Source organism: Pelotomaculum terephthalicicum JT (genome assembly GCF_022410535.1).
GTDB classification, from domain to species: domain Bacteria; phylum Bacillota; class Desulfotomaculia; order Desulfotomaculales; family Pelotomaculaceae; genus Pelotomaculum_D; species Pelotomaculum_D terephthalicicum.
The window spans coordinates 1-15,693 of sequence record NZ_JAKNBL010000012.1 but is presented as its reverse complement, the minus strand read 5'-3'; the positions used below and the strand labels follow the sequence as shown (position 1 = coordinate 15,693).

The window sequence follows — 15,693 nt, the reverse complement described above, 5'->3', positions numbered from 1 at the left end:
GAGCAACACCCCTTTTATTACGAAATACCTTGAAAAATCAATCCTCAAACGTCGCAGCTGCTTATTCACTCTAAATTAATGCATGCAACTCACGCATAGGCCTTAGCAAGTTTTGTTTCATCATAGCTGAAGCCGTTTCTTTATCACGCTTTTCGAAGGCCAGTATTATGGAGGCATGCTCTGCCACAGAGGTTTGCGTGGCGGTTAGCGGTTGATTTAAAAAGATGTACTTGAACCTTCTTATATGAATCTGCAGCGATGCGCTGAATGAAGCAATGTAAGGATTATCCGATAGCTCTACAATAAGATTATGGAACTGCTCATCAATTTCCATCGCCTGAAATGGCTGCCCAATTTCTATGGCTTTGCCAAACTGCGTATTCAGTTCTTTCAGCATTTCGATCTGTTCCGGTAAAATAAGCTGCGCCGTATATTCGGCCGCTAGCGCGTGGAGCGACGCAAGAACAGGATACATTTTTAAAATATCTTCTTTCTCGATGCCCGTCACTCGCGTTTCTCTGCCGGGATGCATCGAAACCAACCCCTGCACCTCTAAAAGCTGTAAGGCCTCCCTTATTGGAGTTCTGCTGACAGCCAGAGAATCTGCCAGTTCAGCATCGATTAATTTCTCGCCCGGCTGCAGGGTGCCCTCAATGATCCACCTTTGGATTTGCGATAATGCTCTTTCTTTCGCGGATATGCGTATTGGTGCGGAAAAATCTGGGGGTACCGGCATGTGTATTATTCTCCTTAATGAATTACTTATATGCAATATATCGCATACATATATCAAATGCAAGTAATATTACTCTTGCCGCAAAAAATAATTTTTATCTCCCGCCATAGAAAGCGCGACCCGCATCCCCGGATACATAAGAATTGCGGGTTATTATGCTTTATCATGATTTTTAGCAGGCAAAGTCCGTTAAAAATTGTTAAAATAAGCCGGTATTGTATAAGATAGGGAATATTTACGGCAAGCTGGGAGTGAAAAACAGGGCCCAATGCGTGAAACTGGTCCGTGAAGCAAGGCTGCTGAAAGAGATGTAAACGTATTCGCACTTGACCAGGCGCCTTACATTGTTGATTCCCAACGGCAGCTTCCCCAAACGACCTGGAGAAATCGAACAGACTTTTGCATAAAATCAAATTATTTTGCTAACTCTATTTTCATACACAAACAAAGGGTTGCATATTTTTACGGGCAGGCACGTACTGGACAATCTCCTATTGGGTAAGTTCAAAAAAAGGATAATAATCAAAAAAAACAGTTAGGAATGCCTTGGAAAGATGAAAAGGCAAGTGAAGAAAATAAGATTATTTGGAATATAAGGTGGCCTATGAAAGTCGGTATTATCGGTGCGGGGATTTCCGGATTAGCTTGCGCGCACGAGTTGGAACGGCATGGTGTCATACCGGATATTTTTGAACAACGGAACCAAGTCGGGGAACTTGTTACACACTGTGCCGCAGTACTGAAGGTCATGAACAGGCCCGTCAAGGATCAAATTGAAGATTTGCGCAAAAACCTTAATATCCGTTTAGAACCATTGAACCCATTAAAAAAAATTATAATGAATACTCCCAAAGCTTCCGGTACTGTTTATGGAAAGCTCGGCTATCTTATAAAGCAGGGCCAAGACCAGGATAGTACGGCAAATCAACTTCTCTCACTGATCAAAGCCCCTGTCTATTATAATTGCCGGGCCGATTTCACCAGGCTGGCCCGTGAATATGATTACGTTATTATCGCCAGCGGTACCAGCGATATAACAAAAACCTTGGGTTGCTGGCAGGATGTTGTTAAATCCTGGGTGATGGGTTCAACTGTACTTGGCTCATTTGAGCCAACCGCGATGAAGATGTGGCTTAATACGGAATACGCTAAAAGAGGATATGCTTACCTCAACCCTTTTAACCAGAAAAGCGCTTCCTTAGTATTAGTTGTCCAAGGAGCGGATAGATCCAATATAGGACAGTACTGGAGCAGATTTTGGCAAACAGAAAAATTTACCTATGAAATTGCCAGCCTGTGGGACCTGGAACACTCTTCCGGTTTTGTTTACCCGCACCGGGTAGATAACATCCTTTTTGTCGGCAACGCGGGAGGATTTTTAGAGCCGTTACTGGGTTTTGCCCTGCTGGGGGCAATCTACAGCGGTGTTTACGCCGCAAAGTCAATCATTGAGGGAATAAATTACGAAGATTATCTTGAGCAGCTAAAAGAAAATACCCGGATTTCCATAGCCTTAAGAGCATACTTAAATCAGTATCAAAATAAAAACTTTGACCGGCTTATTGCCCTTTTGACTGCTCCGTTGATTAAAAATATGATTTACAACACCAACCTTGATGTCTTAAAATATATTGCTTCACTTGTTCATTTGATCGATAAGGTTAAGTCATTGAAATAAGAAAAAATGTTTGACAACAAGCAGCCGCCGAATCCTGCAGCCGGCGCTTTGACCGGGGTCTGCCACGGTCAAAGCGCCGGATTGCCGGATTGCGTCAACGGCATGAATGTCTAAATCATCCCGATGCCGGAAGCTGCATTGTTGATGACAAAGCCTGATCATGGGCATGATTTTTAGCAGCCTTTTCCTCCGTTATTAATCTGTCGGCTATAACCGAAATAAATTGCCCGTTAGTTGGTTTGCCGCGATCGATATTCATGGTGTACCTGAAAGTCTTACGAATCATTTCAATATTTCCCCTGTCACAAGCCAATTGTATCGAGGTTCTAATGGCACGTTCAACTTTGGAAGGAGTTGATTTAAATTTCTCCGCTATCGTCGGGTAAAGCTCTTTTGTCAGGGCGCCGAGCAGACTGGTATTATGATAAGCCATTATTATGGCTTCCCTTAAATAATGATATCCTTTCACATGGGCGGGAATTCCCATTTCGTGCATAATGTTAGTGATATTTGTGCCCAAGTCCCTTGTTTTAGGTTTCTGTTCATATTGATAGAGGGTGACTTTACTTGAAAGCTGACGTATGCGTTCAACCAGCAGGCTTAGATCGAACGGCTTAATTATAAAATAATCGGCGCCAAGTTCCAGTGCGCGGCAGGTAATACTATCCTGTCCAAAGGCAGTCAGCATAATCACTTTTGGTTTGTTGCCGGCGCCGGCTAAACTCTCTAAAACACCGATACCGTCAAGCTGCGGCATGATGATATCGAGAACTACCACGTCCGGACTGTGCTTATGGATCATTTCTATTGCCTGCAGGCCGTTGTTCGCCAAGCCGGCAATCTCCAAACCGTCTTGTTTCCCGATAAAACTACTTAAAAGCTCACAGAATTCTCTGTTGTCATCCGCGATTAGCACTTTGATGCTTTTTTTCTCTAACATAATCCCGCCTCCGATTTATACAGCTTTTTTTTATACTATTTGACGGTTGGCCATATATTCCCTTCGGGAAACGTGTCGATGAATGTTGATGCAAAAAAATTTTTTTAAAGATAGATTTACCTGGCGAAGGCGACATGATCATAAGAACGTCTCAATCTCCATTATTCAGAGCAATCTTCAATTAGCTTTTGAAGCTGACCGGCCCAAGCGGTTTGACAGGTATCTGCAGGAAATCGTTGAAGAGATTGATACAATATGGGCGGTAAAGATATTATTTGACGAAATTTGTGATGAAATGTAGAATAAGAAAAATAAAGCTATACAGCCATATTATTGAAACTGGGCGATATCGCTGGTTTCAGCGAAATCAGCCCGGAGGCAGCCGCAGGACCGGGGTAGCTCTTCACGGCCGGTTTAACCGCCGGCAATGGCGTGGGGGTTGCGCCTGTCGCCCTGACCCGCAAAGAATTTAAAACATTTACTAGGGAGGCGTGATATGAAGCTCCGCAATAAAGTGTTGAGGTTAGCGAGTGTCTGCGCAGTCGCGCTGGCAGTCGTTGCGGCGTGCGGCCTGCTGGCTCCGCCCGGCGCGTTTGCCGCCGGACCGGTGTTTACAGACCTGCCCGAAAGCGATTTCTATTACCCGTTCGTCAACTACCTGGTGAAAACTGATCTCATCCACGGCTATCCCGACGGCAGCTTTCAGCCCGGCGGCTCTCTGACCAGGGCCGAAGCCGCCGCCATGCTGGCCAGGGCGGATAAATTAGACGGACAAGCAGTCCCCGCCGTCCAGACATTCAGCGATGTCAGCCCCTGGCACTGGGCTTACACCGTAATTGCAGGAGCCAGCCGGGCCGGTCTCCTCACAGGTTACCCCGACGGGACGTTCAGGCCCGAAGAGCCCGTCAGCCGGGCCGAAGCCTGCGCGCTGCTCTTGCGCCTGACCAACATGCCCGTGTCCGGCGACATAACGCTGTCCGATAGCATCGTAGACGTCCAGCCGGCGCACTGGGCCAGACAGCAGATAGCCGTGGCATTGCAGGCCGGCCTGTTCACCGTGGACCGGAAAAACAGCTTCGCCCCCGAAGTCCCGGCCACCCGCGCCCAGATGGCCAGAGGCCTGGCCACGATCCTAAACATAGATCCCGAGCGGAACAAAGTATCGCTGATCTGCAGCGTCACGCCCGTAAAAGGCAAAGTAACCGTCACCGAACCCGGCAGGAGCCCCGTGGATATAACCGCCGTGACAGCCGTCCAGGCCGGCGCGATAATAAAAACCGGCGCCGGCAGCCAGGCGGAACTGAACTTTTCCGACGGGTCAGGCTTGAGGCTTGACGCCGATACCACGATGACCATTACGGACGCGCGCGGCCGGACCACCATATTGAAAGACGGCACGCCCGGAACCATAATAGATTATTTAAAGCTTGACCTGGCCAAGGGCAGGCTTTTCGGCGCGCTGGCCGGTATGTATATTAATAAAAACGAAACCAATACAAATACAGCCGGCCGCAGCCAAAATAACATCCAACTGGCCTACGCCGGGGCAGGCCTGCCCGCCGGCCTTCTGGCCGAAGCGGAAGGCCAGGACCTTCAGTGGTGGCAGTCCGCTTACGAAGAAAAAGTCAGAGTGGAAGTAGACATGCCCTGGGGCGTCGCTTCCGTGCGGGGCACCTTCTGGATGAACGAAGTGGGCCCCGGCTATAACATCACCAGCGTTATCGACGGGCAAGTGCAAGTCGTTTCGGGCAGCGGGCAACCCGTTACCGTGTCTGTCGGCCAGGCCACATCCATCACCTCGCCGGGCGCGCCGCCCACGCCGCCGGCCCCGCTGACCCCCGAGCAGCAGCAAATCTGGCAGGCGGTCCAAGACTGGGTGGAAGGACGGGTCAACGCCATTGAGCAAAACACGCCCGCAATCACCCCGCCCGTTCCCGTAGAGCAGCAGACCGGCCCGGAGGACACTCCGCCACCGCCTACTCCGCCGCCGAATATACCAACACCGGCGCCGGAAACAAATCCTCCGCCGTCTCCTAGCCCTGGGAGCAGCAGGACCATCACAGGGACAGTCAGTCTGCCCTCGGGAACGGCCGGGAGCGATATAAACATTGCTGTTCTCGCCGAAGCCGACGGACTCACCACCCCGTTAACGTGTTTGTTGACCATTCCCGGCGGTCAGAGTTCCGCCAATTACAGATTGACCGTTCCGGACAGCTATGTGGGTTACAGTTACCGGGTCAGATACTATGTGCAAAACAGCTACGTGCAGGTCGGCTATTATGCCACCGGCGGCACCACGGCGTATTTGGACGAGGCCGCTCCGGTCAGCGTCAGCGGCGGCAGCCGGACGGGCGTCAACCTGACGCTGCTCCGGGGATACGCCATCAGCGGCGTGGTTTCCTTGCCGGGGGGAGGGCCGGGGAACATCCAAGTCACTGTCAGCGCCACTCAGGAGGGCAAGCAGTCTTCATGGGGGACGAATCTAACGATTTCATCTTCGTCCAACCCCGCTGACTACGCCCTGTATGTTCCCGCCAGCGCGCCGGGTTACGGGTACCGGGTGAAATATTCCGTCCAGCCGGGATCGGGCTACGTACAGCAGGGTTTTTACGCCAACGGCGCGACCACGGCCTATTACGAGTTCTCCAGCTTGGTCGACGTGAACTCCGGGGACCGGACGGGCGTCAACCTGACGCTGATTAGAGGAAAAGAGATCAGCGGCACCGTTTCGCTGCCCGGTGATAACGAGGCGCCGGCCGGCGGCATCGCGGTGCAAGTTTTTGCCCAGACCGACCCCTGCGCTTTCTGGTGGAACTCGCCCGTTGTCACGATACCGGCGGGGGCAAGTTCAGCGGGATATGCTCTAAGCGTCCCGGAGAGCCAAGCGGAAGGGCCGTACCTTGTCAGCTATCAGCAAACAAGCAGTTCAAGCTACGCCCAGCGCGCTTATTATGGTTACGACAGTATAACCACGCCGTATTACGAAAATGCTGAATGGATATATGTCAGTGGAGGAGACCGGGACGGCATCGACCTCACCCTTTTGTCCGGATACACCATTTCCGGAAAAGTGCGGCTGCCGGAAGGACAACAGGCGTCAGCCAACCTCGATGTGAGGGTCGAGGCCATGCTAGGAGAAGGCACAGGCGGTTACCCCCCCAACGGGTGGACGGACATCATCATCCCGCAGGGACAAAATTACGCGGAATATAGTCTGGTTGTCCCCGCGGAGAGCGGCTACCGGTTGCGGTACTCGGCGAGTGGCATAGCGCCGTATGGCGTGCTGCAAGGCTACTATATGGAGGACGGAGAGGTCGGGCTGATAGACGTCTCTGAAGGGAGTGTCGCGGATAAAGACCTTACCATTCTTATTGGAAGCGCCATCAGCGGCACCGTGTCTCTGCCCGGCGGGGCGACGGCGGCGGGGAATATCAGCCTTTGCGTAACCGCCGTTAGCAGCGGAACGATGTATTCGGGCATGGCTTATGTAACCATCCCGAACGGAGGACATTCTGTCAATTACAGCCTTGTTGTTCCGCAAAGCGGGGAGTATTTAGTAAATTATTCCCTGACTCATCCAGTGCCGGGCTATATGCAGTACGGTTATTATTCAGCAGACGGCACCACGTTAAATTATTACAATTACACTTGGATTAGCCCGGGAAGCCAGGGCCGGGATGATATCAACCTCACCCTGATTCCTGCGGCTTCGATCACCGGCACCGTGTCGCTGCCCGCCGAGACGGCGGAGGAAGACATCCCGCTCTACGTTATCGCTTGTAAGCCACAGGAAGAATTGAGCTTTTATTATAAAGCTCATGTAGTCATCCCGGCCGGGAATAGCGGCGCGGGCTATAGCCTGGCAGTGCCAAAAGAGGCCGGTTTTGAGCTGTTTTATTCATTGGGCTCGCTGAGCTCGCCCGAACTAGGCTACTTGCCATGCGGCTATTATGTCTCCGACGACGTAACCGAGCCCGAATATGATAACGCTGCCTTGATTGACGCAAGCTCCGGGGATGTGACGGCCGACCTGCACCTTATTCCCAGTGGACAATACACGCCTTCGGCTCCGGCGATCATTTCCATCACAGCCGCCGACAGCGGGTGCAACGAGGGTCTGGGCAGCGGTGACACAGTAACCATAGACTTCGACGTGTATACCAACAGTCCTCCGGTAGATAGCAAGGCCGCGGTAGATGCCCTGATCGACTTTGGCCAGAGGGTATTCGGCACAGACTACGCCGGCACGTGGACAGACGCCAGAACCCTGGTGCTTACTGTCAGCGACGCCGCTTACGGCACTTTGGCAGTTGGCGATACGCTTACCATTAAAGAAAGCGGCGGACTGAAGACGGAGGACGGCCTGTCCCCGGCCAGCACCGCCAGCGGTATTATCGATGGCACCTTTGTCGGCACCTATACAGAGCCGCCGGCTATCGTCTTCGCCAGCGCGGTTAATGGGGGGGGGTAGCTCGGGAGTATTGGACAACGGTGATAAAATTATCATTCTTTTTGACGTAGATACCAACCAACCGTTAGTCGACAGCAAAGCAACCGTTGACGCCTTGATTGACTTCCAAGGGAAGTCGTTCGGCACGGATTACAGCGGCAGTTGGGATGACTTAAGAACACTGACTATTACCGTAATCGACAACGCAGGCGGTAATCTGGCTCCGATGGATGTATTTTATATCAAGGCCGGCGGCAACCTGAGAACAGCGGACGGGCTGTCGCAGCCCAGCACCGCCGGCTGGACTATTGGCGGCTCTTTCTGACCTTAATATAAATAAGGGTGGTCTATTATAAAAGGTATGGCCACAACCCAAGCGATTCAAACGGTTTAGCTCCAGGCCCGGCGGGGAACAATCCCGCCGGGCCTGCTTATAATTAAGAATGCTGCAATTTTAACGTGGACAAAGTCCTTTTCCGGTGATAGCATAATATAGGTATATTTTTCATGTCGAATTTTGAGATTTTTTGCTAAAGGAAGGCGAAGCGATGCGGGGCCGGGTGGAAAAGCTGAAAGGAAAAAGCGTGGCGATCGTGCTTGTCGTGCTGGTTCTGGTGACAAGCCTGGCCGGCGCCTGGGAAGGACTTGAGCTAAGCATTTATGACAGCTGGTTCAAGCTGCGCGGCGCGCGGCCGGCGCCTGATGATATCGTGGTCGTGGCCATTGACGACCGCTCCATCGGGGAAATCGGGCTGCTGCCCTGGCAGCGCCAGGTGTACGCCCGTTTGCTGGAGAAATTAAAAGACGCGAAGGTCGTCTGTTTCGACGTGGTTTTCGACACGCCGGGCACGCCCGAGGATAATGCCGCTCTCGCGGCTGCGGCGAAAGCGCAGGGCCGGGTGGTGATGGCCAACATGTTCTCTTTTGAACAGAATGCGGGAGAAGTGTACCAGGTGCCGCGCTTCCCGGTGAAACAGCTGGCCTCCGCCACCGCCGGCATCGGTTTCGCCAACGTGCCGCAGGACCTGGACAGTGTGATCAGGCGCGTCACCACTGTGGATACGAATACTTTCGGCAGGCCGTTTCCCTGTCTTAGCCTGGCGACATTGCTGACGGAAAAGGGACTTAATCCGAACAGCCTGAAACTTGCCGGGAACGGGGTCCTGTACGCGGGTGATTTGGCCGTTCCCATTGATGATAAATATCAGACCTTAATTAATTTCTGGGGCCCGGCCTCGACTTTTCAGACATACAGCTTCACGGACATCCTGAATGACCGGGTGAGCGGCGACAAATTGGCGGGGAAGTCCGTGTTTGTCGGCTTCACTTCGGCGTCCGAACACGACTATGTCACCACCCCTTTCACGCTCGGCAATATGGTGCTGGGCGGCGCCCTGCCGTCACCGGGAGTGGAGGTGCATGCCTCCGCCCTGGCCACCTATCACTCTGAAGGGTTCTACAGGAGGGCGCCGCTGGCCGTCAACCTGGCAGTGTTATTGCTTGTCGGCGCATTGTCCGTGGCCGGTGTGGCAAGGGCGAAAAGCCCCTTGAGAGGGCTGCTCTACCTGCTGGCAATCATGACGGCGGCCGGTTTGGGCGTGTACCTGTGCTGGTGCTGCGGGCGCTACTGGGTCAACCTGGCGACGCCGGTGGGGCTGGGCATGCTGGTATACACCGGCATGACCGCCGAGAACCTGGTGCGCACCGAACTGGACCGGCGGCGCACGCGCGCGCTGTTTGCCCGCTATGTTCCTCCCGCCGTGGTGTCGGACTTGCTGCAGCACCCGGAGGACATCGTCCTGGGGGGTATGAGAGTGGAGCTGACGATATTCTTTTCGGATGTGCGTGGTTTCACCTCGTTCAGCGAGGACAAGACGCCTGAATATGTGGTGCAGCGGCTGAACGAATACTTTACCGAGATGAACGCGATAATTTTCAAGCACGGCGGCACTTTGGACAAGTACATGGGTGACGGGATTATGGCCTTTTTCGGCGCCCCGATTCACTATGAGGACCACGCCGACCGGGCGCTGGCGGCTTCCTTGGAAATGCTGGAGCGCCTGAAGGAGCTTAATAAAAAATGGGAGGAACAGGGCGAGCCTTTGTTCAACATCGGTGTCGGCATCAATTCCGGACCTGTCGTGGTCGGCAACGTGGGCAGTCCGGAGCGGATGGATTACACGATCATGGGCGGGGAAGTGAACCTGGCCTCGCGTCTGGAGAGCATGAACAAGGAGTATAAAACAAATATTATTCTTAGCGACCGCACGCTCAAATATCTGAAGAACAAGGATGAACTGCCCGGGGAAATAACGCTCCTGGGCGAGACCAGCGTGCGCGGCATGGTTGAAAAAGTGCTCATTTACACGGTTAAAGCCGGAAAAGCAAGCGAGGGTTAATAAATTGTCTAGTCTGGTATCAATCGAACATACTTCTCAAATCCTCTAAAAAAGTACCTGGTGAGCAGACTGGAAAGTCAACTTTCCCCGCCCATGTTTTCCATAAAAAATGTTTGTCGAGACTCAACAGCCAATCCACATTCGCTGAGATCGCAGCGGCAAGGATTGGCGCGTCTTTTTCATTGATCATTTTTTGGGCTGATTCCAGGGTATCGTTATCGAAGTCAACGATAATAAAAGGCAGCGTTTTAAAAAGCAAATAATATTGTTCAAGAGCGCCCGGTAATTTTTTTTGCACGTTTCGCAATACCTCCGTTACTACATCTTCGGATATAAATGGTATTATCACTTTTAACTCTGCCAGCACTAATACTTCGTGCGCTCCTCCTTTATTGGAAGCGAGACCCGCAATAATCACACTGCTGTCAATAAAAACCTTATTTCTCATATTGGTGGCTTCCTTCTCTTAACTCTTCCAGCAGGCTTTCTAAATTAATATTGTTCTTATTCATCTCTCTTTTTACAGAGTCAGCTAATTCTTTCACCATGATTTTTTCCGGTGTGGCAATAATTGCGTTTCCTGCGCGAAATATTTCTAAATAAGTGTTTTCACCTATATCCAAGGCATTTCTTATTTCCGCCGGGATGGTCAGCTGCCCTTTTCCCCAGACGCGCACCTTTCTTACTTTTTTGCTTTTAGTCTCATCCATATACATGCCCGACATTCTGAAAATCATCCTTTCCGAATTTCTTAGTTTCTTAATATTATATATTGATTGGCCTCAATTAGCAACAAAGAACAAATTAAGAATGAATTCGTCTTTGACTTTTGGGTATACATAAGCGGCGATTTTGAGCTAATTTCAAAAAGCGAAAGAGTCCGAGGAATAGTGAGGGAACTGTTTGAGCGAATGGAGCGAGCGAGTTTGACCGAACACAAATTCACCCCGGGTGGAGTTTTATTCCCACGCCGGGGCGTTGTATGTGTCTGTTGTATTCCGTTCCCGTTTACCGCCGGTTGACGCCGGCTTCCAGCAGGTCGTTGGCCTCCTGGACGCTGAAGCCCCGGTGAATCAGTCCGTGCACGGCGGCCAGCAGCGCTTCCGGGTGCGGGCTTTGCCAGACGTTGCGGCCCATGACGATGCCTTTGGCGCCCCCGTCGAGCGCACCGGCGATCATTTTCAGGGTGTCCAGGTCGGTTTCGCATTTCGGCCCGCCGGCGATTAAGATCGGGACCGGGCAGCCGGCCGTTACCTGCTCGAAGCCTTCCTCGGTGTAATAGGTCTTGACCAGGTCCGCCCCGTGCTCGGCGGCCGCGCGCGCGCCCAGGGCGATGAAGCGGGCGTCTTTTTTCTGCTCCTCGTTTATTTTCCCGAGCCCCACCACGCCCAGCAGCGGCATGTTCCATTTGCGGCACTCGCTGGCCGCCCGGGCAAGCCCGATGAGAGTTTCATGTTCATAGGGCGAGCCGATGAACGCAGAGGTGGCTATGGCGTCGGCGCCGGCCGCCAATGCGTCCTCCAGGGTGGCGGTCTGTCCTTCCCGGGTCAGCTCCGGGCCGGAAATGGTGGCGCCGCCGCTGATCCGCAGAATGATGCCAGGTTTGTTTACCGGCTCAAAAGCGTGCCGGTAGATTCCCTTTGTCACCAGCCAGGCGTCCACCAGTCCGGTGGCGTCCAGTCTGGATACAGTTTCTTTGACATTTTTAAGCCCTGTCAGCGGACCCAGGGCCATGCCGTGGTCGATGGCCACCACCAGGGACCGCCCGGTGTCAGGCCGCAAAATCCGGTTCAGTCTGACTGAAAAACCATCCATTATTTAGTCCCCCTCCGGTATTAACACAACACCCTTGATAATTTCCTGCCTGCGGGCCTGCTCCACCGCGTCCAGCATGTCGTCCAGCGTGTAGCGGTGGGAAATAAGGTCGTCCACTTCGATTTCGCCGCTGCTGATTAAGGAGACCGCCAGTTGGAAGTCGGCCGGAGTGGAAGCGAAGGTTCCGGTAAGCATAATCTCGGCATAATGAAGCCAGCGCAGGTCCACCGGCACCGGCTGTCCCGCCGGCGGGCCGCCGAAGACATTGAATATGCCGCCGTTGCGCACGGCCGGGAAATACCGCTCCATCACTTCCGGCACACCGAGGGAGGCGATGACGATGTCCGCGCCGAGCCCCCCTGTCAGGCGGCGCACTGCGCCGCCCACATCCGCGCTGTTCGCGTCCAGGCCCACGGCGGCGCCCATTTTTTCAGCCAGCGCGAGCCTGTCCGGGCGGACATCGGCCACCATCACCCTGGCTTTGTGCCACAGCGCGGTCTTCAGGTGCATCAGGCCCATCGGACCGGCGCCTACCACCAGCACGTTGTCGCCGACATTTGTCCCGGTGGCGCGGGCGGCTGCCAGGCAGCAGGACAGCGGCTCGGCCACAGCCGCTTTGTCGAAAGGGACGTGGTCCGGCAGTTTTACCACGCCGCCGGCGTTAATGATTTGCCTCGGGATGCGCACGTATTCGGCGAAGCCGCCGTCAATGCCGTGCGACAGCCCGAATTCATGCAGGCAGAGGTTGTGTCTGCCGCGCTTGCAGAAAAAGCACTCGCCGCAGACGGCGATGGGGTAGACGGCCACCCGGTCGCCGGCCGCGTAGTTTTGCACGCCCGGCCCGGTTTGGGCGATAATGCCGCTTACCTCATGGCCCAGTATCGCCGGCAGGTCTTTCGGCGCTCCCTGGCCTAAAAGCATCTTGATGTCGGTGGCGCAGATGCCCGAGGCCCTGACCTTGACGATAATTTCTCCCTCTCCCGCGACGGGAGCGGGTACGGATTCCAGCCTGATATCCCCCTTGCCGTGCATGACGGCGGCTTTCATCAACACTTGCCCATTCCCCCCGCCTTTTGTACTTCTTCCATTAACGAGCGCATTTTGACCAGACTTTTTTTGCCGGTTTGCAGCTCCACGCCCGAACAAAGGTCGATGCCGAAAGGCCGGACGCTCTCAACCGCCTCCCTGACGTTTTCCGGCTTGATCCCGCCGGCCAGGAAGGCCGGCAGGGCGGAATCCGCCACCACCCGGGCGGCCTGGTCCCATTGGCCGGTTGTGCCGGTGCCGCCGAACCTGACCACTCCGTTGATTACCGCTGCTGTGTCCAAAACCACCGCGTCCACGCCGGCCTCCCGGCACTGTTCAACCTGCCGGAGCATGGCCTCCGGATCGAATTTTGAATCGCTGTCTCCGGCCGCCGGCAGAAACAGTGATTGCCAGATTTCCATGCCGGGCGCGATTTTTTTGAGCTGCCCGGCCATGGCCGCCCCGTCCTGGCTGAGGAACTGGACGGCAAAGGGTTTCAGCCGCGTCACCAGTTCCGTCAGGCGGTCCGGCCGCATCTGGTGAACCAGGGCCACCGCCGGCACAGGGGGTGTGGCGAAGATGGGCGCCGCGCTTTCCACTGTTTGTGCGCGCGGCGAGTAGGATACTTCGATCACCGCGCCGATATAGTCCGCTCCTTCTCCGGCGGCCATATTAGCGTCTTCGGTATTGGTTATGCCGCAAATTTTAACCCGACAACCAGCTTTCATTGATATAATTCCTTTCCACGCCGTTTTCCGTTACCCGCGCGCCGGTGTTGTCCACCTCGGTAACCATGATCCGGCTCTTCGCCGTGCCCCGTGACTCAAGAAATTCCAGCAGTCTGTCCGGCACTTCCGGTTTTTGGGTTAAGGCGAATACCGTCGGCCCGACCGAACTCATGCCGGCCAACTCGGCGCCCGCTTCCCGGAAACTGGCGATATAGTTGTATATTTGCGTACCCGAGATGCCGTGCTGCTCGCACTCGGCGCGCTTGGACCCGAGGAAGCAAATGTCGAACAGGGCGTCGCCGATCCCCTTCAGGTTGCCCTGCACCATGGCCGGCATCATGTCCAGCAGGATAATCTGCGCCTTGACGCCGCTCTGCAGGTAATCGAGGTACCTGCCCCGCCGCATGAGAACTTCCACTTCCGATTCGGCGGCCGTTTCCTTGCCGGTAAACTCGTCTTCCAGGCTGGGGACGTCGGGAATGACGATGACGACTTTCGTATCCGGCATGGCCGCCCGGTAGATCATCTCCAAGTTATCGGTCGCCATTATTATGCCCCCGTTGACACTGGCCATCGCCCCGATGCCGGTTTCAAACCCGCGGATCAGGCAGCCGTTGCCGCGCGGGCTTTCCTCGCAGGCGTTGTAGCCGACAATCCGGCGCAGTTCCCTGTTGGTGAAGGGCCGGCCGAGGACTTCGTTCATGCCGATGCAGGCTGCGGTCATCGAACCGGTGGTCGACCCCATCCCGACGTGGCGGCGCTTGTGGTCGTAAAGCTCAATTTCAAACCCGCCCCGGTAGCCAAGGATTTCCTTGATTACCTTGGCGAAATGAGTGGCGACCAGGGGCCGCTCCCCGCGCACCACGATTTCCGGGTTTGTGGTCGAGCGCACCTTGGCTTTCAGGTAAATGCCGATAGCAATGCCCATTCCCCCGCCGCCCGGCCGGACAGGGCTGAACCTGTTCATATCCAGCACTGTCGGGTGCAGGCGGGCGGGCAGGGTTACTTCCACCTCTCTCCCGGTGGGTTCGGATACCGATCTCGACGCGAAGCCGCACTGTTCCGGGTGAATGACAAAATCCTTCTGGCCCGGCTCGAACTCCTCGAGCACAGCGGTAAACCGGTCAAACGGCCCGCCGATGACCCCTATTTTAATAGTTTGCTTTTCCATCGTAAAAACCTCCACAAATCATAATTTTACCTGCCATGCTTACCGTGCTTGCTTTTTACCTACCATCCCTCCCAGGATATTTTGATTTGTGGCAGATATGGCGTCCGGGCAATCAATCAAAAAAGGCATTCCGGTAGGAATGCCTTGAATGACGGTGCCGTATAAAACATGTCTGGAAATGCACCCAGCATAACCACCTACCATCCTACCATAAAGCCATTATAAAGCCAGTCCCGTATCCAAGGCAATGATAAAATTTGGCAATTGAGGGATTGAACTATAGTGAGTCCAGAATTCAGGAGTCAGTATGGATTTCTTGCATACCTTTCTGTCAAAGGTTTCCGCATAGCTTCCTTCACGAACTAATATTATTTTTCCCATTTGAAAGAAAACCTCTAATCTCGAATCTGTCGTGATAAACGTGCACAGTAAACAGTAATATGAAGCTTGTCAAAAGTTGCCGGAGCGCAATCCTACCATTGCCATGTAAAATCCTATATGAAAGTTTTTGTTCGTTCTTGATTCGGTTATAACTACGTTACCGGTGCAGTGTCAATAGTAAATGCTGTATTCTATTTTGTAAAACAAGACTTTAAAAAGAATATTGGCAGGTAGAGTATTAATGTTAGCGGTATAATAAAATGCAGCAAAAACGGCCACTAAAAATGCAGCAAAAATGGCCACCAAATACAGCACTCAGCTGGAAGAAATGGAAATGTGCTACCATGGACACAAATCCATTTACAAGGG

The 15,693-nt window shown here is 53.6% G+C and carries 13 protein-coding genes; 5 read left to right on the top strand and 8 right to left on the bottom strand.

Going from position 1 to position 15,693, the window contains the following annotated elements:
• Positions 1–70: 70 nt before the first annotated feature.
• On the bottom strand, positions 71–736 hold the full coding sequence (locus L9W92_RS09120; RefSeq protein ID WP_240083448.1) for a GntR family transcriptional regulator: 666 nt from the start codon (positions 734–736) through the stop codon (positions 71–73).
• Between the two features lie 604 nt (positions 737–1,340).
• Here L9W92_RS09120 and L9W92_RS09115 point away from each other — a divergent pair.
• Positions 1,341–2,414, top strand: coding sequence for an NAD(P)/FAD-dependent oxidoreductase (locus tag L9W92_RS09115; RefSeq protein ID WP_240083447.1), 1,074 nt, complete (start codon positions 1,341–1,343; stop codon positions 2,412–2,414).
• A gap of 115 nt (positions 2,415–2,529) precedes the next feature.
• Here L9W92_RS09115 and spo0A read toward each other — a convergent pair whose 3' ends face one another.
• A complete protein-coding gene (spo0A, locus tag L9W92_RS09110) occupies positions 2,530–3,354 on the bottom strand; it encodes a sporulation transcription factor Spo0A (protein WP_240083446.1) in 825 nt (274 codons plus the stop codon).
• A gap of 88 nt (positions 3,355–3,442) precedes the next feature.
• Here spo0A and L9W92_RS09105 point away from each other — a divergent pair, with 88 nt between their 5' ends.
• From L9W92_RS09105 to L9W92_RS09090, 4 genes are all read left to right on the top strand, one after another.
• Positions 3,443–3,655 (top strand): hypothetical protein, encoded by a 213-nt coding sequence (locus L9W92_RS09105; RefSeq protein ID WP_240083445.1) that lies wholly within the window; start codon positions 3,443–3,445, stop codon positions 3,653–3,655.
• Between the two features lie 195 nt (positions 3,656–3,850).
• Positions 3,851–7,825, top strand: coding sequence for an S-layer homology domain-containing protein (locus L9W92_RS09100; protein ID WP_240083444.1), 3,975 nt, complete (start codon positions 3,851–3,853; stop codon positions 7,823–7,825).
• Positions 7,812–8,129 (top strand): hypothetical protein, encoded by a 318-nt coding sequence (locus tag L9W92_RS09095; protein WP_240083443.1) that lies wholly within the window; start codon positions 7,812–7,814, stop codon positions 8,127–8,129. The genes L9W92_RS09100 and L9W92_RS09095 overlap by 14 nt, the downstream gene beginning before the upstream one ends.
• Positions 8,130–8,352: 223 nt before the next feature.
• Positions 8,353–10,203 (top strand): CHASE2 domain-containing protein, encoded by a 1,851-nt coding sequence (locus L9W92_RS09090; protein WP_240083442.1) that lies wholly within the window; start codon positions 8,353–8,355, stop codon positions 10,201–10,203.
• A 19-nt stretch (positions 10,204–10,222) separates the two neighbouring features.
• Here L9W92_RS09090 and L9W92_RS09085 read toward each other — a convergent pair whose 3' ends face one another.
• From L9W92_RS09085 to L9W92_RS09060, 6 genes are all read right to left on the bottom strand, one after another.
• Positions 10,223–10,651 carry a putative toxin-antitoxin system toxin component, PIN family gene (locus tag L9W92_RS09085; protein ID WP_240083441.1) on the bottom strand — a complete coding sequence of 143 codons (429 nt, stop codon included), beginning with the start codon at positions 10,649–10,651 and terminating at the stop codon, positions 10,223–10,225.
• Positions 10,641–10,928: an AbrB/MazE/SpoVT family DNA-binding domain-containing protein gene (locus tag L9W92_RS09080; RefSeq protein ID WP_240083440.1), complete on the bottom strand. Its 288-nt coding sequence runs from the start codon at positions 10,926–10,928 to the stop codon at positions 10,641–10,643. Before L9W92_RS09080 ends, L9W92_RS09085 begins: the two co-directional genes overlap by 11 nt.
• A gap of 283 nt (positions 10,929–11,211) precedes the next feature.
• Positions 11,212–12,018, bottom strand: a complete 807-nt coding sequence (locus tag L9W92_RS09075) for a class I fructose-bisphosphate aldolase (protein WP_240083439.1) — start codon at positions 12,016–12,018, stop codon at positions 11,212–11,214.
• Between the two features lie 3 nt (positions 12,019–12,021).
• On the bottom strand, positions 12,022–13,164 hold the full coding sequence (locus L9W92_RS09070; protein ID WP_240083438.1) for a zinc-dependent dehydrogenase: 1,143 nt from the start codon (positions 13,162–13,164) through the stop codon (positions 12,022–12,024).
• Entirely contained in the window at positions 13,065–13,772 is a 708-nt protein-coding gene (locus tag L9W92_RS09065) for a phosphoribosylanthranilate isomerase (protein ID WP_240083437.1), read from the bottom strand. The genes L9W92_RS09070 and L9W92_RS09065 overlap by 100 nt, the downstream gene beginning before the upstream one ends.
• On the bottom strand, positions 13,750–14,943 hold the full coding sequence (locus tag L9W92_RS09060; protein WP_240083436.1) for a GHMP family kinase ATP-binding protein: 1,194 nt from the start codon (positions 14,941–14,943) through the stop codon (positions 13,750–13,752). The genes L9W92_RS09065 and L9W92_RS09060 overlap by 23 nt, the downstream gene beginning before the upstream one ends.
• Positions 14,944–15,693 lie beyond the last annotated feature (750 nt).